Origin of the sequence: Microbacterium galbum (genome assembly GCF_032464915.1) — a bacterium.
GTDB classification, from domain to species: domain Bacteria; phylum Actinomycetota; class Actinomycetes; order Actinomycetales; family Microbacteriaceae; genus Microbacterium; species Microbacterium galbum.
The window spans coordinates 256,045-276,156 of the sequence record NZ_JAWDIS010000003.1; the positions used below are offsets into that span (position 1 = coordinate 256,045).

The 20,112-nt window shown below is 70.7% G+C and carries 21 protein-coding genes; 15 read left to right on the forward strand and 6 right to left on the reverse strand.

Features of this window, described 5'->3' with window-relative positions:
* Positions 1–95 precede the first annotated feature (95 nt).
* From RWH45_RS13975 to mutM, 6 genes are all read left to right on the forward strand, one after another.
* Positions 96–2,276, forward strand: coding sequence for an ATP-dependent DNA helicase RecG (locus tag RWH45_RS13975; protein ID WP_315995500.1), 2,181 nt, complete (start codon positions 96–98; stop codon positions 2,274–2,276).
* Positions 2,277–2,318: 42 nt separating this feature from the next.
* Complete coding sequence (gene coaD, locus RWH45_RS13980; protein ID WP_315995501.1) at positions 2,319–2,816, forward strand: pantetheine-phosphate adenylyltransferase; 498 nt, start codon at positions 2,319–2,321, stop codon at positions 2,814–2,816.
* Between the two features lie 179 nt (positions 2,817–2,995).
* Positions 2,996–3,490 (forward strand): YceD family protein, encoded by a 495-nt coding sequence (locus RWH45_RS13985; protein ID WP_315995897.1) that lies wholly within the window; start codon positions 2,996–2,998, stop codon positions 3,488–3,490.
* 2 nt (positions 3,491–3,492) lie between these two features.
* Positions 3,493–3,702, forward strand: coding sequence for a 50S ribosomal protein L32 (rpmF, locus tag RWH45_RS13990; protein ID WP_013586329.1), 210 nt, complete (start codon positions 3,493–3,495; stop codon positions 3,700–3,702).
* Positions 3,703–3,712: 10 nt separating this feature from the next.
* Positions 3,713–4,405, forward strand: coding sequence for a ribonuclease III (rnc, locus tag RWH45_RS13995; RefSeq protein ID WP_315995502.1), 693 nt, complete (start codon positions 3,713–3,715; stop codon positions 4,403–4,405).
* Positions 4,398–5,288, forward strand: a complete 891-nt coding sequence (gene mutM / locus RWH45_RS14000) for a bifunctional DNA-formamidopyrimidine glycosylase/DNA-(apurinic or apyrimidinic site) lyase (protein WP_315995503.1) — start codon at positions 4,398–4,400, stop codon at positions 5,286–5,288. Before rnc ends, mutM begins: the two co-directional genes overlap by 8 nt.
* 75 nt (positions 5,289–5,363) lie before the next feature.
* On the opposite strand, the gene RWH45_RS14005 is transcribed toward mutM, so the two are convergent.
* A complete protein-coding gene (locus RWH45_RS14005; protein WP_315995504.1) occupies positions 5,364–6,446 on the reverse strand; it encodes a GNAT family N-acetyltransferase in 1,083 nt (360 codons plus the stop codon).
* A 63-nt stretch (positions 6,447–6,509) separates the two neighbouring features.
* On the reverse strand, positions 6,510–6,797 hold the full coding sequence (locus tag RWH45_RS14010) for a hypothetical protein (protein ID WP_315995505.1): 288 nt from the start codon (positions 6,795–6,797) through the stop codon (positions 6,510–6,512).
* A 425-nt stretch (positions 6,798–7,222) separates the two neighbouring features.
* On the opposite strand from RWH45_RS14010, the gene smc reads away from it, so the two are divergent.
* From smc to RWH45_RS14030, 4 genes are all read left to right on the forward strand, one after another.
* Positions 7,223–10,762, forward strand: coding sequence for a chromosome segregation protein SMC (gene smc, locus RWH45_RS14015; protein WP_315995506.1), 3,540 nt, complete (start codon positions 7,223–7,225; stop codon positions 10,760–10,762).
* Positions 10,763–10,766: 4 nt separating this feature from the next.
* Entirely contained in the window at positions 10,767–11,639 is an 873-nt protein-coding gene (ftsY, locus tag RWH45_RS14020) for a signal recognition particle-docking protein FtsY (RefSeq protein ID WP_315995507.1), read from the forward strand.
* A gap of 72 nt (positions 11,640–11,711) precedes the next feature.
* The gene (locus RWH45_RS14025) at positions 11,712–12,212 is read left to right on the forward strand and encodes a DUF2004 domain-containing protein (protein ID WP_315995508.1); all 501 of its coding nucleotides are present in this window, start codon (positions 11,712–11,714) and stop codon (positions 12,210–12,212) included.
* Between the two features lie 2 nt (positions 12,213–12,214).
* The gene (locus RWH45_RS14030; protein WP_315995509.1) at positions 12,215–12,643 is read left to right on the forward strand and encodes an MSMEG_6728 family protein; all 429 of its coding nucleotides are present in this window, start codon (positions 12,215–12,217) and stop codon (positions 12,641–12,643) included.
* Between the two features lie 69 nt (positions 12,644–12,712).
* Here the strand turns inward: RWH45_RS14030 and lipA are convergent, their stop codons facing one another.
* Together lipA and lipB are read right to left on the reverse strand one after the other, a co-directional pair.
* Complete coding sequence (gene lipA, locus RWH45_RS14035; RefSeq protein WP_315995510.1) at positions 12,713–13,747, reverse strand: lipoyl synthase; 1,035 nt, start codon at positions 13,745–13,747, stop codon at positions 12,713–12,715.
* Positions 13,744–14,382, reverse strand: coding sequence for a lipoyl(octanoyl) transferase LipB (lipB, locus tag RWH45_RS14040; protein ID WP_315995511.1), 639 nt, complete (start codon positions 14,380–14,382; stop codon positions 13,744–13,746). The genes lipA and lipB overlap by 4 nt, the downstream gene beginning before the upstream one ends.
* Before the next feature lie 63 nt (positions 14,383–14,445).
* Here lipB and RWH45_RS14045 point away from each other — a divergent pair, with 63 nt between their 5' ends.
* Together RWH45_RS14045 and ffh are read left to right on the forward strand one after the other, a co-directional pair.
* Entirely contained in the window at positions 14,446–14,991 is a 546-nt protein-coding gene (locus tag RWH45_RS14045; protein WP_315995512.1) for a TetR/AcrR family transcriptional regulator, read from the forward strand.
* 70 nt (positions 14,992–15,061) lie between these two features.
* Positions 15,062–16,606, forward strand: a complete 1,545-nt coding sequence (gene ffh / locus RWH45_RS14050) for a signal recognition particle protein (protein ID WP_315995513.1) — start codon at positions 15,062–15,064, stop codon at positions 16,604–16,606.
* Positions 16,607–16,624: 18 nt separating this feature from the next.
* On the opposite strand, the gene RWH45_RS14055 is transcribed toward ffh, so the two are convergent.
* Positions 16,625–17,368 (reverse strand): SGNH/GDSL hydrolase family protein, encoded by a 744-nt coding sequence (locus RWH45_RS14055; protein WP_315995514.1) that lies wholly within the window; start codon positions 17,366–17,368, stop codon positions 16,625–16,627.
* 49 nt (positions 17,369–17,417) lie between these two features.
* Positions 17,418–18,581, reverse strand: coding sequence for a glutamate--cysteine ligase (locus tag RWH45_RS14060; protein ID WP_315995515.1), 1,164 nt, complete (start codon positions 18,579–18,581; stop codon positions 17,418–17,420).
* A gap of 222 nt (positions 18,582–18,803) precedes the next feature.
* Here RWH45_RS14060 and rpsP point away from each other — a divergent pair, with 222 nt between their 5' ends.
* Genes rpsP through rimM form a run of 3 tightly spaced genes read left to right on the forward strand, consistent with a single transcriptional unit; the run spans position 18,804 to position 20,112 of the window.
* Positions 18,804–19,217, forward strand: a complete 414-nt coding sequence (gene rpsP / locus RWH45_RS14065; protein WP_315995516.1) for a 30S ribosomal protein S16 — start codon at positions 18,804–18,806, stop codon at positions 19,215–19,217.
* Positions 19,218–19,222: 5 nt separating this feature from the next.
* Positions 19,223–19,453 (forward strand): RNA-binding protein, encoded by a 231-nt coding sequence (locus RWH45_RS14070; RefSeq protein ID WP_315995517.1) that lies wholly within the window; start codon positions 19,223–19,225, stop codon positions 19,451–19,453.
* A complete protein-coding gene (gene rimM / locus RWH45_RS14075) occupies positions 19,453–20,112 on the forward strand; it encodes a ribosome maturation factor RimM (protein WP_315995518.1) in 660 nt (219 codons plus the stop codon). The genes RWH45_RS14070 and rimM overlap by 1 nt, the downstream gene beginning before the upstream one ends.

The window sequence follows — 20,112 nt, forward strand, 5'->3', positions numbered from 1 at the left end:
CGGATGCCGCGGATCGGCCCCGCGACCAGGGGCCCGCTCCGGGCGGACCCGGGGTGCGGGCGGGTCGTGTCCGAGGGGCTGCCTAGACTCGGAGCATGCCCGGACTCTCGCTCGCGTCCCGCCTCGACGGCGCCGTCGGCGGCAAGACGGCGACGGCGTTCGACAAGGCGTTCGGCGTCAAGACGGTCGGCGAGCTCCTCGAGCACTACCCGCGTCGGTACGCGCGGCGGGGCGAGCTCACGCCCATCGCGACGTTGCCGCTGGGCGAGCCGGTGACCATCGTCGCCGAGGTGGTCAGCGCGAACGAGCGGCGAATGCAGAACCGCCGCGGGTCGCTGCTGGAGGTCGTGATCAGCGACGGCGACGGGCGTATGTCGCTGACGTTCTTCAACCAGCCCTGGCGGCTGAAAGACCTCACCCCCGGTCGACGGGGGATCTTCTCGGGGAAGGTGGGCGAGTACCGGCGGCAGACGCAGCTGACGAACCCCGACTACGAGCTGTTCGACGACATCGCCGAAGCGCGCGCCGAAGCGGAGGTCACCGCGAAGCGACCCATTCCGATCTATCCGGCCACGAGCTCCGTCCCGAGCACGCTCGTGCAGAAGACGATCGCGCTCGTCCTCGACGGGCTGGGCGAGATCGACGACCCCCTGCCCGACGATCTGCGCGCGCGCCGCGGCCTCCTCGACGCCCGCGCCGCGCTCGAGCGCATCCATCGCCCCGAGAGCGACGACGACATCCCGCCCGCGGTGGAGACGCTGCGCATGCAGGAGGCCTTCGTGCTGCAGACCGCGCTGCTGCAGCAGCGGCAGTTCGTGCGTGCGCTCTCCGCCGCCCGACGTCCCGCCGCCGCAGGAGGGCTTCTCGAACGCTTCGACGCCATCCTCCCGTTCGACCTCACTCCCGACCAGCAGAGCGTCGGCGCGCAGCTGGCGGCCGACCTCGTCGGCGACTGGCCGATGAACCGGCTCGTGCAGGGCGAGGTCGGGTCGGGCAAGACCCTGGTCGCCCTGCGCGCCATGCTCCAGGTCGCCGAGTCCGGCGGCCAGTCCGCGCTCATCGCGCCAACCGAGGTGCTCGCGGGCCAGCACCTGCGCTCGATCGCCCGCATGCTGGGACCGGAGCTGGCCCCCGAGCTCATGCCCACCCTCCTCACCGGGCAGATGCCGGCGGCCGAGCGTCGGAAGGCGGCGCTGCGGGTGGCCTCCGGTCAGGCGCGCATCGTCGTCGGCACCCACGCGCTGCTGAGCGCGACCACCACCTTCGCCGACCTCGGGTTCGTCGTGGTCGACGAACAGCACCGCTTCGGCGTCGACCAGCGCGAGGCGCTGCGCTCCAAGGGTGACTCTCCGCACACCCTCGTCCTCACGGCGACGCCCATTCCGCGCACCGTGGCGATGACGGTCTTCGGCGACCTCGACGTCTCGACCATCCGCACCATGCCGGCCGGGCGTGCCGGCATCCAATCGTTCGTCGCTCCGCTCGCCGAGAAGCCGGGCTGGTTCGCCCGGGTCTGGGACCGCGTGGCCGAAGAGGTGGCGCTCGGCCGGCAGGCCTTCGTGGTGTGCCCCGCGATCGACGCGGAGCAGGTCTCCGCCGACGGCAAGAGCGACGAGCCCGCCGACGCCCCGGTCGCCACCGCCGCGGGCGAGGGAAATCGCACCCGATGGGGCGTCGTGCAGGTCGACGCGCTCCTCGCACAGCTGCCGTCGTTCGCCGACATCCGCGTGCAGATCCTGCACGGCAAGATGGCCTCCGACGAGAAGGATGCCGTCATGCAGGCCTTCTCGCGCGGCGACATCGACGTGCTGGTCGCCACCACGGTGATCGAGGTCGGCGTCGACGTGCCCAACGCATCGACGATGGTGATCCTCGAAGCCGATCGCTTCGGCGTCTCGCAGCTGCATCAGCTGCGCGGGCGCGTCGGCCGCGGCGGTCTGCCGGGTCTCTGCCTGCTCGTGACGGAGGCTGCTCCGGGCACCTCCGCCCGGTCGCGGGTCGAGGCCGTCGCCGCGACCCTCGACGGATTCGCCCTGGCCGAGGTCGACCTCGAGCTGCGCGGCGAGGGAGACGTGCTCGGCGGCGCGCAGTCGGGGGTGCGGTCTTCGCTGCGGCTGCTGCGCGTGGTCACGGATGCCGCGCTCATCACCGAGGCCCGCGCCGAGGGCGAGCGCGTCCTCGCCGACGACCCGGCGCTCACCCGGCATCCGGGCCTCGCCGCCGCCCTGGAGCGGCGCGTCGGCGTCGAGGAGCGCGCCGCGCTGGCGAAGTCCTGAGTGGTCGGCCCCGCGGGGGAAGCTCCTCGCTAGGCTGGCCGAATGGACCCCCGGATCGCCGTCGTCCCCGGCTCGTTCGACCCGCCCACGCTCGGCCATCTCGACGTCATCCGACGCGCGGCCTGGCTGTTCGACCAGCTCCACGTGCTGGTGGTGCACAACCCCGGCAAAGAGGCCATGCTGCCCATCGCGCAGCGGCAGAGTCTGCTCGAGCAATCCATCCGCGAGGCGGGCATCGAGGGCGACGTGGTCGTGGCGGCCTGGAGCATGGGCCTGCTGGTCGACTACGCGACCGACGTGGGCGCCAAGGTGCTCGTCAAAGGCATCCGTTCGCAGGTCGACGTGGCGTACGAGACCCCCATGGCGATCGTCAATCGCGACCTCGCGCACGTCGAGACCGTCTTCCTGCTGCCCGACCCCTCGCACGCGCTCGTGTCGAGCTCCCTCGTGCGGCAGGTCGCGGGACTCGGGGGCGACGTGTCGCCGTACGTGCCGGCGGCCGTGGCGCGGTTCCTCGACACGGGCGCGCGCGACCTCTGACGTCGCGGCGCCGCATCCGTGACACGCGCGCGCGGCGGGCGACATCGCAGGAGGCGGGCTCGCCGCGCGGCGCCCGGCCCGCGCCCAGGGGCGCGCGGGTAGCATTGTCGACCGTGAGAACCCACCGTCCCGGACCTTTCCAGCTCCCCGTGCGCGACATCGAGCGCAAGCCCGGAGAGATGCGCGAGCACTCGCTCGACATCCCCGCCCCCGAGAAATGGGGCGAGGGTCTCGTCTCGGTCCCCGAGGCCGAGGTGCTCGAACTCGACGTGCGTCTGGAGTCCGTGCACGAGGGCATCCTCGTGTCGGGAACCGTCGACACCACCGCCACGGGCGTGTGCGGACGCTGCCTCATCGACATCACCGAGCCTGTCGAAGTCGAGTTCCAGGAACTTTTCACGTATCCTGGGGGAGAAGCGAGTGACTTCGACGTTCAAGACGACCACGTGGATCTTGAAAATCTGGTCCGGGATGCCATTGTCCTGTCGCTTCCGTTCCAGCCGGTGTGTCAGCCGGATTGCCCCGGGCTCGACCCGAACACGGGCGAGAGGCTGACGGAAAGCCCCGGCGAACCGGAGCAGTCGCCCGTCGATTCTCGATGGGCTGCGCTCCAGCAGTACACCCCAGACCACGGCGATGCGCTCCGCGCCGCCCCCAAGACAGAGAAGAGCTAGACATGGCAGGTAACCCCCCGAAGCGGAAGGTCTCCCGCTCCAACACCCGTTCGCGTCGCGCCCAGTGGAAGGCTGAAGCCCCCGCCCTGGTCAAGACCATCGAGAACGGCAAGGTCGTCTACAGCCGCCCTCACCAGGCGAAGGTCGTCACCGACTCGCAGGGCACCGAGCTCTTCCTCGAGTACAAGGGCCGCAAGGTCGCCGACGTCTGATCGGCACTTCGTGACGCGTAACAACGTCGAGCGCGATGCGCTCACCGAGAAGCTCGGGGTCGACATCGACCCCGAGCTTCTTTCTCTTGCTCTGACGCACCGCTCGTTCGCCTACGAGAACGGTGGCATCGCCCACAACGAACGCCTGGAGTTCCTCGGCGACTCGGTGCTGGGCCAAGCCGTCACGGTGCGTCTGTTCACCGGGCATCCCGACCTCGACGAGGGCAGCCTGGCCAAGCGTCGTGCGAGCGTCGTCTCGACCGTGGCGCTGGCCGAGGTCGCCCGTGGCATCGCACTCGGCGATCACGTGCGTCTCGGCCGTGGCGAGATCCTCACCGGCGGGCACGACAAGGACTCGATCCTCGCCGACACCATGGAGGCGATCATCGGCGCGGCCTTCCTCTCGGCCGGACCCGAGGCGGCGACCGCGATGGTGCTGCGCCTGGTCGAGCCGCTTCTCGCCGATCCCGAGCGTTACGGCGCCGCGATGGACCCGAAGACGAGCCTGCAGGAGATCGCGGCCCGTCTCGGTCTGACCGCCCCCGTCTACGGCGTCGAAGCCGCCGGACCCGACCACGACCGTCGTTTCACCGCGACCGTCACGGTGGGCGACGTCGTGACCACGGGCCAGGGCTCCAGCAAGAAGCAGGCGGAGATGGCCGCCGCGCTGACCGCCTGGCGCGAACTCGACGCGCGTGCCTGAGCTTCCCGAGGTCGAGGTCGTACGGGCGGGCCTCGAGCCCGCCGTCCGCGGGGCGCTCATCACATCGGTCGACGTGCGCGACGACCGCGCCCTGACCCGCCACACCGGGGGAGCGGCCCACTTCGAAGGCGAGCTCACCGGCCGACGCATCGACGCGGCCGTGCGACGCGGCAAGTTCCTGTGGATGCCGGTGTCCGACGACGAGACGATCGTCACGCATCTCGGCATGAGCGGTCAGATGCTCCTGCGCGTTCCCGGGGCTCCCGAGGAGCGGCACGAGCGCATCCGGATCGAGCTCGAGCACCCCGTGCACGGTCCGCTGTCGGTCGTCTTCGCCGACCAGCGCACGTTCGGCTCGCTCGCGATCGACGAGCTCGTCGACACGCCCGACGGCGCCGCAGGGGGACGCGGTTCCGGACTCGCTCGGGTCCCCACGCAGGTCGCGCACATCGGGCGCGATCCCCTCGACCCGGCCTTCGACGCCGCGCGCTTCCGCGCACGGCTGGGGCGCACGTCGTCCGGCGTCAAGCGCGTGCTGCTCGATCAGACGGTGGCCAGCGGCATCGGCAACATCTACGCCGACGAGTCGCTGTGGGCCGCGCGCATCCACCCCGAGACTCCGGCATCCGCTCTGTCGACGCGGGCGGTCAACCGCCTGCTCGGCGAGGTGCAGGCGGTGCTCGAGAAGGCTCTCGCCGAGGGGGGAACGAGCTTCGACGCGCAATACGTCAACGTCAACGGGCAGGCGGGGTACTTCGCCCACTCGCTCAACGCCTACGGGCGCACCGGCCAGCCGTGCCCGCGATGCGGTCGGCCGATCGTGCGCGTGTCGTTCATGAACCGCTCGAGCCACTTCTGCCCGCACTGCCAGCGCCTGCGCTGACCACGACTCGCGCGAGTCGCCAGGAATCGTCGCTCCGGGCTGCTCCCCGGCGACGATTTCTGGCGACTCACACGATCAGGCAAGGATCTTCTTCCACACGCCCTCGTACGAGATGGGGGCGAAGCCGATGCGTTCGTTGATCGAGAGCATCGGGCGGTTCTCCTCCGCGTTGTACGTCATGACGCGCGGGGACAGCGGCGCGACGTCGTGCCACGCGAGAAGCCCGGCGCACTTGACGAGCATGCCGAGGCGGTGGCCGCGGTGGGCGGCGACGACCAGGGTGTCCTCCTGGCTCGTCACCGTGGTGCGGTCCTTCCCGATCACGAGCTCGTTGAACGCCGCGAGCTCGCCGCTGTTGATGTGCTGGGCGGCGGTGACGAGCATGTGCCGCCCCGCGTCGAGGTATCCGGCTTCGTAGCGGCGGAGGCGGTCGGCATCCCACACCTCCTCGTCGAATTCGAGATCGGCCGAGGGCGCGTCGGTGACCATGCGCGACTTCATCCACGCGAAACCGTCGACGAACTCGTCGGGGGTGGGCAGCGTCCACTGCACGACGCGGTAGCCCGAGGCCGCCTCCTCCGCCTCGGCCAGCAGGGTTCCGAGGTGCGGGCGCGCGCCGGCCAGATCGAGTTGACTCACCCGCACGATCTGCTCGAGGGTGCACCCGGATGCCAACAGGAAGCGCGCCGCGTGGTCTTCGGGTATCGCTCCGAAACCCGTGGGTGCCGCGAGACGGGGGCCGTCTGCGGCGGGGTGCTCCGCCCACGCCTGCAGAACGGTGCGGCCTTCGTCGCGGGCGATGCGCTCGATCTCGGCGAAGGCGGCGCGGCCGATGCCGTGGCTCCAGGCGGAGCGCCGCAGTTCGATCAGCCAGAACCCGGTGCGGGCGCCGTCTTCCTGCGGGAAGTCGAGACCCACCCGGCCCACGACTTCGCCGTGGAAGACCGCGATCCAGGAGAACCGTTTCATCTCGGGTCGTGGCTGATAGAGGGGGAGCAGTTCGTCGGCGGGCATCGAGGAGTCGTCGTGGCCGGAGACCTCGGCATAGACGAGGTTGCGCAAACGCACCATGTCGAGGAAGTCCGCGGCATCGGGACCGTCGAGGGAGGTCGGGATGTGGAGGGGGCGCAGCTCGAGGCCGGCCGGAAGGGTGGTCATGTCACAGCTTTCGGATCGAAGGGGGATGCCGGTGGGGCCGACGTCATCCGTCGGCCCCACCGCTCAGAAGGGCGGGCGGCTGAAGGCCGCAGCGCTTCGCCAGGCGCGTTCGCGCTTCTCGCGCTCGGCCTGGACCGTGCGGGCGCGGTACGCGCTGACCGCCTGGTGGTCGAGCGCTCGGGCTCGATCGGCGTGCCGCGTCAGCAGCCAGAGGCCCAGGCGCAGCGACAGCCGGTCGAGCAGGCCGAGCGGGCGGTAGGCGGTGGTGTCGAACGTGACCGTCGACGGGGTGGGTGTCGGGGTGGGCGCGGCCGAGGCGTGCTGCGGCGCGCGCGTGAACAGGGCGTTCATGCGGATACTCCGTGAGGATGAAAGCGAGCGGATGACGCGACGAGCGCGTGGAGGGACCGGGAAGGTCCGGCGAGCACGAGAGGCTCGCGGACGCGGAGACGGGGAACGTCTCGACGCGACGGGGTTATCCGAGTCGGGAGTGCATGCCGACGGTGGAAGCCCCTTCGGACACGGATGCGGAGAGCACGGGGACGGCGATGAAGCCGGGGGCGGTGAAGCCGGTGGTGATGCGAATCATGGAAGGAACCTCCTTTCGACGTCGGTTTCGACCCCCGACGCTAGCGAACGCTTTCAGCGAATGTCAAGCTCATCCTCAGAAACGGCCGCTTCCCGGGCGCGTCTGCGCGTCGAGATCGGCCCGCCGCCGCGGAATTCCGGGGGTGTTCGGATAGCGTGGAGCGCCGGGACGATCGAGGGAGGGTGACGTGCATCTGAAGAGCGTCACGCTCAAAGGCTTCAAGTCCTTCGCCCAGTCGACCACCTTCGCCCTCGAGCCGGGCGTCACCTGCATCGTCGGCCCGAACGGCTCCGGCAAGTCCAACGTCGTCGACGCACTCGCGTGGGTGATGGGGGAACAGGGGGCGAAGACGCTGCGCGGCGGCAAGATGGAGGACGTCATCTTCGCCGGCACATCGACGCGCGGCCCGCTGGGCCGTGCCGAGGTGCAGCTGACGATCGACAACGGCGACGGCGCCCTGCCCATCGACTACAGCGAGGTGACGATCAGTCGCACGCTGTTCCGCAACGGGGCGAGCGAGTACGCCATCAACGGACAGACCTGCCGACTGCTCGACGTGCAGGAGCTGTTGAGCGACTCCGGCCTCGGACGCGAGATGCACGTCATCATCGGCCAGGGGCGCCTCGACACCGTCCTCCAGGCCACCGCCGAAGACCGACGAGGCTTCATCGAAGAAGCCGCCGGCATCCTCAAGCACCGTCGCCGCAAGGAGAAGACCGTCCGCAAGCTCGAGGCGATGGAGACGAACCTCACGCGCCTGAGCGACCTGGCGGGCGAGCTGCGTCGTCAGCTCAAGCCCCTCGGCAAGCAGGCCGAGATCGCACGAGAGGCGGCGACGATCGCGGCGGTCGTGCGCGACGCCAAGGCGCGCCTGTACGCCGACGACCTCGTGCGCCTGCGCACCGAGCTGGCCGACGCGGCCCGCGCCGAGAGCGAGCGCCACACCGAGCGCCTCGGGCTCCAGGAGCAGGCCGACGGGCTGCGTCGGCGCGTGGAGCGCCTCGAGAACGATCAGCGTTCCGAGGCCGTCGATCGGGCCCGCAGCGTCGCCTTCGCCCTTCAGCAGGTGCAGGAGCGTCTGCGCGGCCTCTACACCCTCGCCGGGCAGCGCCTCACCCTGCTGAGCGATGACGACAGCGACGGGTCCGGGTTCACACCGACGGTGTCGCAGCGCACGATCGATGACGTCCGCTCCGAGATCGACGACATCGCATCCGGTCTGGGCGACGCCCAGGATGCCGCGGCCGATGCGGCACGCGCTGTCGTCCGTGCGCGGGCCGACCTCGATGCCCTTGACGTCGACATCGCCGCCCAGAGCGCCCTCGTGTCGGAGCACGACCTCAAGATCCAGGCTCTACGGGGAACGGCGGATGCCGCGAACTCGGCTCTCACCGCCGTGCGCGGCGGTCTGGAGCGGCAGCAGAGGGCTTTGGACGCCGCGCTCGCGCGTCGAGCGGAAGCGGAGGAGGCCCGGGCCGAGTTGGATCCCGATGTCGTCCCCGAGGCGTCGACGGCGGAGCACGCGGCCGCGTACGAGCGCGCGCAGCGCGACGCGAACGAGGTCGAGACGACCGTGGCCGGACTCCGTGAGCGCCTGCACGCCGCCGAGCGCGAGCGTGACGCCCTGGCCGCCCAGACGACGGCCCTCGGCCGGGCCCTCGACGTGCGCAACGCCGCTGCCGACCTCCTCGCGGCGGGCGGGCCCGGCGTGCGCGGGCTCGTGAGCGACGACGTCAAGGTCACCGCGGGCTTCGAGGCCGCCATCGCGGCGGCGCTCGGCTCGCTCGCGGAGGGCCTGCTGGTCGACGACGCGGCATCCGCCTTCGCCGCTGCGCGCGAGGCGTCGGCGTCCGACCTCGGCCTGGTCGAGATCGCCATCGCCGGGGATGCGGACGCGGTGTCGCCTCCCGACCTCGGCGCGACCCCGGCGACGGACGTGATCACGGCGTCCGACGGGGTGCGCGGCATCCTGAGCCGGACCGTGATCGTCGACGACCTCGCCGCCGCGCACGCGCTGCGCGAGCGGATCCCGCACGACGTGACCGTCGTCACGCGTACGGGTGAGGTGATGACCGCGCACACGCTCCGGGCCGGATCGGATTCGGGGCGCTCGCGTCTCGAGCTCGCGGCCGAGCGCGACGCCGCGGCCGAACGGCTCGACGAGATCGTGGTGGTCGCCGACTCGCTCCGCGAAGCCCTCACCGACGAGCAGCGGGCGCTGGCCGACGCGCGGCAGCGCACCAAGGAGACGCTGTCGACACTGCGCGCGCATGATGCCGCCCTGGCGGCCCACGCCGAAAAGGTGAACCGCGTCACCGTTCGTCACGAGGCGGCGATGGCGGAGTGCGACCGGCTCGCGGCCGGTGTCGCTCAAGCGCAGACGGCCGTGGCCGAGGCCGAGGCGGCGGCGCGACGGGCCGACGACGCCCTCGCCCGTGCGCTGGACGCACCCCGGCCGCTGCTGGACGCAACGGCGAGGGAGCCCCTGGCCGCCGAGGTCGAGACGGCGCGCGAGCGCGAGATGCGCGCGCGCCTCGACATCGAAACGCTCAGGGAGCGGGTGCGTGCCGGTGAACTGCGCATCGTGCAGCTCGAGCAGCAGCGCGAACGCGAACGCGCCGCCGCCGACGAAGCCGCCCGCCGTGCCGTGATCCGCCGCGCCCAGCGCGAGGTGGCGGCCGAGGTCGCCGGGGCGCTCCCGGCCCTCCTGGACTCGGTCGACCGCTCGGTCAGCCAGGCTCGCGTGGAGCTCGCGGCGGCCGAGACCGCGCGCGCCGCGGTCACCGACGAGCTGACCCGCGCCCGTGCGGAGGAGGCGGCCGTGCGCGAACGCCTCGCGCGCCTGACCGAGAACGTGCACGGTCTCGAGCTCCAGATGCACGAGAAGAAGCTCCACGTCACGAGCCTGCTCGAACGCGTGCGATCGGAACTGGCGCTCGAGGAGAACATTCTCGTTTCGGAATACGGTCCCGACCAGGGTGTCCCCGCAGATGGCGATGGGCAGCCGACGGCCTTCGACCGCGCGGCTCAGAAACGCCGCCTCCAGGATGCGGAGCGCAAGCTCGGGCAGCTTGGCCGGGTGAATCCGCTCGCGCTCGAGGAGTTCGCGGCGCTGGAGCAGCGGCACGCCTTCCTCACCGAGCAGCTCGCCGACCTGCAGCAGACGCGCGCCGATCTGCAGACGATCATCGCCGAGCTCGACGAGCGGATGCAGACGATCTTCGTCGCCGCGTTCGAGGACACCCGGGCGGCGTTCACCGACATCTTCCCGATCCTCTTCCCCGGCGGTTCCGGCAGCATCTCGCTCACCGATCCCGACTCCCCGCTGACCACGGGCATCGAGGTGGCTGTGCGGCCCGTCGGCAAGAAGATCGAGCGGCTGTCCCTTCTCTCCGGCGGGGAGCGTTCTCTCGCGGCGGTGGCGTTCCTGACCTCGATCTTCACGGCGCGCCCGAGCCCCTTCTACATCCTCGACGAGGTCGAGGCGGCCCTCGACGACGCGAACCTCGGCCGGCTCCTCGGGGTGTTCGAGAAGCTGCGCGCCAGCAGCCAGCTCATCGTCATCACCCATCAGAAGCGCACGATGGAGATCGCCGACGCGCTGTACGGCGTCTCGATGCGGCAGGACGGGGTGTCGGCTGTGGTGGGGCAGCGCGTGGGCGACCGCGCGGCGTCGCGACCGGCTGCCCCCGCCGCCGCCCGCGACGAGGCCGCCCCCGTAAGCTGAAGCAATGGCTGAGAACTCCTGGTCGCTGGGCCGCGCGCTGCGCGGGTTGTTCGTCAAACCCACCATCGACGAGACGACCTGGGACGACCTCGAGACGGCGCTGCTGACCGCGGACTTCGGTCCCGACGTCACCGAGCGCCTCATCGACGAACTGCGCGAGAAGGTCGACCGCTATCGCACCACCGATCCCCGAGATCTGCAGCGCATGCTGCGCGAGACGCTCGAGGAGCACTTCGCGAAGTTCGACACCACGCTGCGCCTCACCGAGCGTCCCGCCGTCGTGCTCGTGGTCGGCGTGAACGGCGTCGGCAAGACGACGACGATCGGCAAGTTCGCCAAGTTCCTTCAGCGCTACGGCCGTACCGTGGTGGTCGGAGCCGCCGACACGTTCCGCGCCGCCGCCGTCGACCAGCTCGCGACGTGGGCCGAGCGCGGGGGAGCCACGATCGTGCGCCCGCAGCACGAGGGTCAGGATCCGGCATCCGTCGCCTTCCAGACCGTCGCCCACGCCAAGGAGACCGCCACCGAGATCGTGCTCATCGACACGGCCGGGCGCCTGCACACCAAGGGCGGACTCATGGACGAGCTCGGCAAGATCAAGCGCGTCGTCGAGAAGCAGGCCCCCATCAGCGAGGTGCTGCTGGTGCTCGATGCCACGACGGGCCAGAACGGGCTCATGCAGGCGCAGGCGTTCCTCGACAGCGCGGGCGTCACCGGGCTCGTGCTCACCAAGCTCGACGGTTCCGCGAGAGGCGGGTTCGTCCTCGCGGTGCAGGAGCGCACCGGCATTCCCGTCAAGCTGCTCGGCCAGGGCGAGGGCATCGGCGATCTCACCGGTTTCACCCCGCACGTGTTCGCCGCGTCGCTCGTCGACTGAGCGCCCATACCGCACCGTCGGCTCCGGGCGGGTCTCCTTCCCGAAGCCCGCGCGTGATGCTTACATGGGCTCATGGCGATCGAGCACGACTTCTTCGGACTCCTCGAGTCGGGCCCCGACGGGTCGATCTTCTGGAGCGAGAACGTCGAGTTCGGCGACCAGAGCGTGACGGTCGACCTCACCGCGCCCGACCAGGACGACGTGTCGACCGAGGCCCTCGACGTCGCCGCCTCGCTCATCTCGTCGCTCGAGGCCGTCGATCTCGCCGCCCGCAATGCCATGGTCAACGAGCTCGACTCGCGCACCAGCGAGGTGACCGAGTACATCCTCCAGCAGCAGGCGACCCTGGGCGACGAGCTCGACGACCTGCTCCTCGACGCGTCAGGCGACACCCATATCGACGTCATCAAGGCCCTGCAGTTGATGAGCATGACGATCCTCGCCGACGAGCACGGCGGCGCCGACCCGTTCGCGGTGCTCGAGTACGCGCTCGATCCCGATGCCACCGACGACGTGCTCCTGGTCAACCTCGCCTCCGACGGGCGGGTGCAGTCGGTCACCAGCGCCGACTGATCGTGCAGACCTTCCTGCCGTACCCGTCGTTCCGCGACTCCGCCGCCGCCCTCGACCCGAAGCGCCTCGGCAAGCAGCGCGTCGAGACGTTCCAGCTGCTCCGAGCGCTCACCGTGCCCGGTCACGGCTGGCGCCACCACCCGGCCGCGAAGATGTGGGACGGACACCTGCCGGCCTTGGTCGCCTACGGTCTCGTGATGTCCGACGAGTGGATCGCCCAGGGCCACGCCGACACGGTGCGCGAGAAGATCCTGGCGTTCGCACCCGAGGTCGACGGCACCGCGCAGAGCGATCTCGACCTCCCGCCCTGGATCGGGGACGAGGCGTTCCACCTCGCGCACCGCTCCAACCTCGTCCGCAAAGACCCGGAGTTCTACGTCCCGCGGTTCGGCGACGTCGCCGACGACCTGCCGTACGTCTGGCCGGTCTGACGCGTCACGCCTCGGCTCGCGGATGCCGCGGCATCCGCTGCGGGGCGGACGCTCCCGGCATCCGTCGGCTCACACCGCCTGCGCGAAGCCGGCGTCGGCGGAGGCGATGTCCTTCGCGAGGTGAGCGAGGTGCGGGGGGATCTCGCGCCCCTTCGACACCATCGACTGCGCCCACAGGCGCCCCGCGCGGTACGACGAGCGCACCAGCGGGCCCGCCAGTACGCCGAGGAAGCCGATGCGTTCCGCCTCTTCCTTGAACTCCACGAACTCCGCGGGCTTCACCCAGCGCTGGACGGGGAGGTGGCGCGGGGTGGGGCGCAGGTACTGCGTGATCGTGATGATGTCCGTACCCGCTGCGTGCAGGTCTTCGAGCGCCCGCACGACCTCCTCGGGCTCCTCGCCCATGCCGAGGATGAGGTTCGACTTCGTGATGAGTCCCGCATCGCGCGCGGCGCTCAGCACCCCGAGGGAGCGGTCGTACCGGAAGGCGGGACGGATGCGCTTGAAGATGCGCGGCACCGTCTCGACGTTGTGCGCGAACACCTCGGGGCGCGAAGAGAACACCTCGTCGAGGTGCGCGGGGTTGCCCGAGAAGTCGGTCGCGAGGATCTCCACTCCCGTGCCGGGGTTCTCGGCGTGGATGCGACGCACCGTCTCGGCGTGCAGCCAGGCGCCCTCGTCGGGGAGGTCGTCGCGCGCGACGCCGGTCACGGTGGCGTAGCGCAGCTGCATGCGCGTGACGCTCTCGGCCACGCGGCGCGGCTCGTCGCGGTCGTAGTCGGCGGGTTTGCCGGTGTCGATCTGGCAGAAGTCGCAGCGGCGCGTGCACTGCGAGCCGCCGATGAGGAAGGTAGCTTCGCGATCCTCCCAGCACTCGAAGATGTTGGGGCACCCGGCCTCCTGGCACACGGTGTGCAGCTCTTCGGTCTTCACGAGGTTCTGCAGCGCGGTGTACTCGGGGCCCATCTTGGCCTTCGTCTTGATCCACTCGGGCTTGCGCTCGATCGGTGTCTCGGCGTTGCGCACCTCGAGCCTCAGCAGCTTCCGCCCGTTCGGGGCGGTGGATGCCGGAGCCCCGGCGCCGCCGGTCCCGCAGGCGCTCATGCGGCGACCGCCGCGTACTCGGCGCGGAAGACGCGTTCGATGGCGGGCACGAGGTCGGCGGGGGAGACGTCGGCCCCGAGCACCTCGCTGACGGTGGTCACCCCGGCATCCGAGATCCCGCACGGCACGATATGCCGGAACCCCGCGAGGGTGTTGTCGCAATTGACGGCGAAGCCGTGCATCGTCACTCCTTTTTCGACGCGGACACCGATCGCCGCGATCTTGTCGACGCCGAGGGGGCGTCGGACCCAGACGCCGCTGCGTCCCTCCACGCGGAACCCGTCGACGCCGTTCGCACCGAGGGCGTCGATCAGCAGCGCCTCGAGGCGCCGGACGTGCGCGACGACATCGATCGGCTCGGGCAGGCGAACGATCGGGTATCCCACGAGCTGCCCCGGCCCGTGCCAGGTGATCTTGCCTCCGCGGTCGACGTCGACCACGGGGGTGCCGTCGTCGGGGCGCTCGTGCGCCTCGGTGCGCTTCCCCGCCGTGTAGACGGCCTCGTGCTCGAGCAGGAGCAGGGTGTCGGCGCGGGTGCCGGCCACGACGTCCGCGTGGATGCGACGCTGGTGTGCCCAGCCGTCGAGATACGGGACGTAGTGCGGCGCGAGGCCGGCGTCGTGGATGTCGATCATCGACCCCTCCGATGTTGGATTGAGTCCAACAATACATCCCGTGTCGCGACATAGTCTGGAGCGGTGACCCCCGAGCCCCGCAGCGGCAGACCGCGCGCCTCCTCGCGCGAAGTGCTGTCGGAGGCCGCGTGCGAGCTGTTCCTCGAGCAGGGGTACGACGCGACCTCCGTCTCGGACATCACCCGCCGTGCCGGCGTGAGCCGCTCGAGCTTCTTCAACTATTTCTCCGCCAAGAGCGATGTGCTGTGGTCGGGCTTCGACGAACGGGTCGACGCGGCGGTCGCCGACCTGCGCGACGGAGGCGCCCCTCTCGAGGTCCTCGCCGCGATCGGCGACGGGCTCGCCCCGGACGCCCTCGCACTCGCCATCGTCAACGCGGATGCCATGGGGATCGCCGCCGAGCTGGATCGCGATCGTGCGATCCGCCAGTTCCGCCTGCAGCGCGAGGCCGCCGCGCGGCTGGTCCGCGAGGGCGCCGCACCCCTGGCCGCGCAGGTGCGCGCGGGCGCTCTGTCGGCGGCCGTCCTCGCCGCCGTCTGGGCATGGGCCGATCACACCGCCGGCCGCTCGTTGACCGACGCGATGTCGGAGGCCCTGGCCGCGGCGTGAGGGGCCGGCATCCGGTGTCGGGCCGTCCCCGGCGGCGGTCCGGGCCGTCGCCGCGTAAACTCGACTCATCATGGCGACTTTCGGCACCCTCTCCGACCGGCTCACAGAGACCTTCCGCAACCTCCGGAAGAAGGGCCAGCTCACGCCCGCCGATGTCGACGGGACGGTGCGAGAGATCCGCCGCGCCCTCCTCGACGCCGACGTCGCGCTGCCCGTGGTCAAGGAGTTCACCGCCGCGGTGCGCGAGCGCGCCCTCGGCGACGAGGTCAACCGGGCGCTGAACCCCGCGCAGCAGGTCGTGCAGATCGTCAACGACGAGCTCATCGGCATCCTGGGCGGACAGCAGCGGCGTCTGCAGTTCGCCAAGAACCCGCCGACCGTCATCATGCTCGCCGGCCTCCAGGGCTCCGGAAAGACGACCTTCGCCGGCAAGCTCGCCAAGATGCTCGAGAAGGACGGCCACACGCCCCTCCTCGTGGCGTGCGACCTCCAGCGTCCCAACGCCGTCAACCAGCTGCAGGTCGTCGCCGAGCGCGCCGGTGCCACCATCTACGCCCCCGAGCCGGGTAACGGCGTCGGCGACCCGGTCAAGGTCGCCCGCGACGGCGTCGCCTACGCGACGCGTCAGCAGCACGACATCGTCATCATCGACACCGCCGGACGTCTGGGCGTCGACGCCGAGCTGATGAAGCAGGCCGCCGACATCCGCACGGCCACCCAGCCCGACGAGGTGCTCTTCGTCATCGACGCGATGATCGGTCAGGATGCCGTGAACACGGCCAAGGCCTTCCAGGACGGCGTCGACTTCACCGGCGTGGTGCTGTCGAAGCTCGACGGTGACGCCCGCGGTGGCGCTGCCCTCTCGGTCGCCTCGGTCACCGGACGCCCGATCATCTTCGCGTCGACCGGTGAGGGTCTCGACGACGTCGAGCCCTTCCACCCCGACCGCATGGCGTCCCGCATCCTCGACCTCGGTGACATCCTCACCCTGATCGAGCAGGCGCAGTCGGCCTTCGACGAGGCCGAGGCGATGAAGGTCGCCGAGAAGCTCGCGACGGAGACCTTCACGCTCGAGGACTTCCTCGAGCAGATGCAGCAGATGAAGAAGATGGGCTCCATGAAGAAGATGCTCGGGATGCTCCCGGGCATGGGGAACATGAAGCAGCAGCTCGAGGACTTCGACGAGCGCGAGATCGACCGCACCGAGGCCATCATCCGCTCGATGACGCTCGCCGAGCGTCGCAACCCCAAGATCCTCAACGGTTCGCGCCGTCTGCGCATCGCGCGCGGTTCGGGCATGACCGTCACCAACGTCAACCAGCTCGTCCAGCGATTCGACCAGGCCGCGAAGATGATGAAGACCGTCGCGCGCGGCGGCGTGCCCAACATCCCCGGCATGGGGCCGGTGGGCGGAAAGCCCGGCGCCTCGTCGAAGCGCGGCAAGCAGCAGAAGGCCAAGGGGTCACGCTCGGGCAACCCCGCGAAGCGGGCAGCCGAGAACGCCGGGATCGCGGCGACCACCGCCCCCACGGGTTCGGGGTTCGGTCTCGGCGGTCAGAACGCACCGAGCGAGGCCGACCTCGCCGAGCTGCAGAAGATGCTCGGTCGGGGCTGACCGGCGCGATCCGAGGCTCTAGGGCAGGATGCCGGCGTCCTGCAACGCCGACATGACGGTCTGCTCGATCGCCCGCTGCCCGCGGGGGGTGGGGTGGACGTCGTCCTCCTGCATCCACTCGGGGTGACCTCGCAGCGGCTGGCCGATGTCGAGATAGGTCCCGCCCACCGCGTCGACGGCTTCGCGCAACGCGTCGGAGGTGACGGCCGTGTCGTCGGGGACGTCGTCCTCGTCGTTCCAGACGGTGCTGAGCCCGACGATGCGCGCATCGGGGGCGGCGTCGTGCAGTTCGGCCACCGTGTCCTGGGTGTCGGCGCGGATCTCGTCGGCATCCTCCCAGAAGTCGTTGCTCGAGGATTCGACGATGAGCAGCTGAGGCTGCAGAGCGGCGACCGCGGGGACGAAGCCCGCGTAGGTGGTTCCGCAGTCGCCCTGCACGACGAAGCCCATCCCGGCACATGCGAGGTTCGTCATGGCCACCTCGCCGCGCGCGGCCAGCATGACCGGCCACGCCTCGGCGGGATCGAGACCGAAACCCGACATGAGCGAGTCGCCCAGGGCGACGGTGCGCACCGGCGCGGGGGTGATCGCGGGACTCGGCGTGACGGAGGCGGTGGCCTTCGGCGCCGGCAGCTGCGGGGCCGCCAAGGACGGCGTGGGGGCTGCACCGACCGGTTCGGCCGCGCACCCGGCGAGCAGGGCCACCGCTCCCGCGCAGAGGGCCACCAGCGAGGTCGCCCGGACGCGGCGCGCAGAATGCATGACGCGATCCTACGAGCGCGCGCCTATGAACCCGCGCGGAGACCGCCCTCTAGACGCGCAGCGCGGCGAGGTGCTCGCGCAGCGTGGGGCCACCCCGGAACTCGCGGATGAGATGCTGCACGACCTCGCGCAGGTCACCGTCGGCGGCGTCGGCCACCGCGACCTGTCGAGCGGAGCTGCCCCCGGTGGCGAGGATGGTCTCGAGGCTCGCGAACTCGCGCGCGCACTTCAGCTCCAGCGCCACCTCGGCGAGCTCCTCCATGGTCTCGCGCAGGTGCTCCACCACCGGGCGCTGCGTGCCCTCGCGGTCGACGATCACCCGGGCGTCGAGCCCGTAGCGAGCGGCACGCCACTTGTTCTCGCGCGCGTACCAGGGCGGGATGCCGGGCAACTCGCGCCCCTCGTCGAGCAGGCGCGAGAAGTGCTCGACCAGTGTCTGCGCGAGGGCCGCGACGGCGGCGAGCTCCGGCAGCGTCGACATCCCGTCGCACGCGCGGATCTCCACCGTTCCCCACTTCGGCGCCGGACGGATGTCCCACCGCACCTCGCTGGCATCCGCCATGACGCCGGTGCGCACCATGTCGTCGAGGTAGCCCTCGAAGTCGTCCCAGGTCTGCAGCTGCCAGGGGAGTCCCGCGGTCGGGAGCTGCTGGAAGACGAGGGCGCGGTTCGAGGCGTACCCCGTGCGTTCGCCGGCCCAGAACGGGCTCGAGGCCGACAGCGCCTGCAGGTGGGGGAGGAACACGGTGAGGGCGTTGACGATGGGGATGACCTTGTCGACGTCGTCGACGCCGATGTGCACGTGGATGCCCCAGATCATCATGTTGCGGCCCCACCACTGGGTCCGCTCGATGAGCGTGTGATAGCGCGTCTTGTCGGTCACCTGCTGGTCGTACCACTGCGCGAACGGGTGGCTGCCGGCGCAGAGCAGCTCGACGCCGCGCGGCTCGGTCTCCTCGCGCAGCGCGCAGATCGCGTCGCCGATGTCGTCGACGGCCTCGGCGACGGTGTGGCCGACGCCGCTGGTCACCTCGACGGTGTTGGTGAGCAGCTCCCCGGTGACCGTGAAGCGCTCGAGCGCCGACTTCTCCTCGAGTTCCTCGAGGACCTCAGGGGCGCGCGGGACCAGGTCGCCGGTCTCGCGGTCGGCGAGCATGAGCTCCCACTCCAGACCCACGGACGAACGCGTCGATGCAGCGAACGGGAGCCTCATGCGGTCAGTCTGACACGGGGCCCCGACGCGCGGATCCTCCGCTACCCTCCGTGTCGCGGCGTGTCGCCTGTCACCGCGAGGTCCGCGCGTCTGGCAGAATAGAGGGCTGGACCCGCCACTCGACCCTCTATCCAGTGTCGGTCCACCCTTTTGAGCTTCCGCCGGGTGTGCACCCCACTCTCCAGGCGTTCGGTTCGTTCGTTTTCATCATTTGGAGTCATCGTGGCTGTCAAGATCCGTCTCAAGCGCCTCGGAAAGATCCGCGCGCCCTACTACCGCATCGTCGTCGCCGACTCGCGCACCAAGCGCGACGGTCGCGTCATCGAGGAGATCGGCAAGTACCACCCGACCGAGGAGCCCTCGTTCATCGAGGTCGACTCGGACCGCGCGCAGTACTGGCTGTCGGTCGGCGCCCAGCCCACCGAGCAGGTCGCCGCCATCCTCAAGCTCACGGGCGACTGGGGCAAGTTCAAGGGCGACAAGGACGCCGTTTCGACCGTCAAGGTCCGCGAGCCCAAGGCCGCGTTCGAGGCCGACGCCTCGAAGAAGTCGGTCGTCAAGCCCAAGGCCGAGAAGAAGGCCGACGCTCCCGCCGAGGCGCCCGCTGAGGACGCCGCCGAGACCTCGGCCGAGTAATCCCCGTGCTGTCTGCCGCGCTCGAACACGTCGTCAAGGGGATCGTCGATCACCCGGATGCCGTCACCATCCGTTCCAGCACCTCGCCTCGCGGCGACGTGCTGGAGGTTCGCGTGCACCCCGATGACCGGGGCCGCGTGATCGGGCGCGGCGGACGCACCGCCAAAGCACTTCGCACGGTGGTGTCGGCTCTCGCCGACGGCCGCCGCGTGCGCGTCGACGTCGCCGACGACTGATGACGAACGGCGAGACCGCGGGCGCCCAGCCCGCCAAGACCCAGCTCCGCGTCGGACGCCTCGTGAAGGCCCACGGCCTCAAGGGCGCGTTCAAGCTCGAGCTCTACACCGACGACCCCGATGGACGCTTCGCGCCGGGGAGCACATTCACCCTCCAGGTTCCGGAGTCCTCGCCGTGGCACGGCCGCGAGCTGACGGTCCGCGAGTTCCGCTGGATGAACTCGCACCCGGTGGCCTTCTTCGAGGGCGTCGACGACCGCACCGCGGCGGAGGAGCTCGTGAAGGCGATCCTCTGGATCGATCAGGACACCTCCGAGGCGCCCGCCGAGGACGACGCGTGGTACGACCACCAGCTCGTCGGCCTCGATGTGGTCCGTGACGGGGCGGTAATCGGCCGCGTCGCGCGCGTCGACCACTTCCCCGCGCAGGACCTGCTGATCGTCAAGCAGTCCGGCGACGACCGCGAGGTGCTCGTCCCCTTCGTGAGTGCGATCGTGCCCGAGGTCGACATCGCGGGCGGCCGCGTCGTGGTCACGCCCCCGGCGGGGCTGTTCGAGGAGCTTCCCCCGGAGCCGGACGACGAGCAGGAGCCGACGTCCGAGCAGGCTTCCGCCGCCGACGCACCCGTCGACGACGCTCCCACCCACTCCGAGGACTGA

Bases quoted from the DNA above. Each gene is read 5' to 3' on its own strand.
- RWH45_RS13975 (WP_315995500.1), top strand. From the start codon at position 96: ATGCCCGGACTCTCGCTCGCGTCCCGCCTCGACGGCGCCGTCGGCGGC.
- coaD (WP_315995501.1), top strand. From the start codon at position 2,319: ATGGACCCCCGGATCGCCGTCGTCCCCGGCTCGTTCGACCCGCCCACG.
- RWH45_RS13985 (WP_315995897.1), top strand. From the start codon at position 2,996: ATGCGCGAGCACTCGCTCGACATCCCCGCCCCCGAGAAATGGGGCGAG.
- rpmF (WP_013586329.1), top strand. From the start codon at position 3,493: ATGGCAGGTAACCCCCCGAAGCGGAAGGTCTCCCGCTCCAACACCCGT.
- RWH45_RS14005 (WP_315995504.1), bottom strand. From the start codon at position 6,446: ATGACCACCCTTCCGGCCGGCCTCGAGCTGCGCCCCCTCCACATCCCG.
- RWH45_RS14010 (WP_315995505.1), bottom strand. From the start codon at position 6,797: ATGAACGCCCTGTTCACGCGCGCGCCGCAGCACGCCTCGGCCGCGCCC.
- ftsY (WP_315995507.1), top strand. From the start codon at position 10,767: ATGGCTGAGAACTCCTGGTCGCTGGGCCGCGCGCTGCGCGGGTTGTTC.
- RWH45_RS14025 (WP_315995508.1), top strand. From the start codon at position 11,712: ATGGCGATCGAGCACGACTTCTTCGGACTCCTCGAGTCGGGCCCCGAC.
- lipA (WP_315995510.1), bottom strand. From the start codon at position 13,747: ATGAGCGCCTGCGGGACCGGCGGCGCCGGGGCTCCGGCATCCACCGCC.
- lipB (WP_315995511.1), bottom strand. From the start codon at position 14,382: ATGATCGACATCCACGACGCCGGCCTCGCGCCGCACTACGTCCCGTAT.
- ffh (WP_315995513.1), top strand. From the start codon at position 15,062: ATGGCGACTTTCGGCACCCTCTCCGACCGGCTCACAGAGACCTTCCGC.
- RWH45_RS14055 (WP_315995514.1), bottom strand. From the start codon at position 17,368: ATGCATTCTGCGCGCCGCGTCCGGGCGACCTCGCTGGTGGCCCTCTGC.
- RWH45_RS14060 (WP_315995515.1), bottom strand. From the start codon at position 18,581: ATGAGGCTCCCGTTCGCTGCATCGACGCGTTCGTCCGTGGGTCTGGAG.
- rimM (WP_315995518.1), top strand. From the start codon at position 19,453: ATGACGAACGGCGAGACCGCGGGCGCCCAGCCCGCCAAGACCCAGCTC.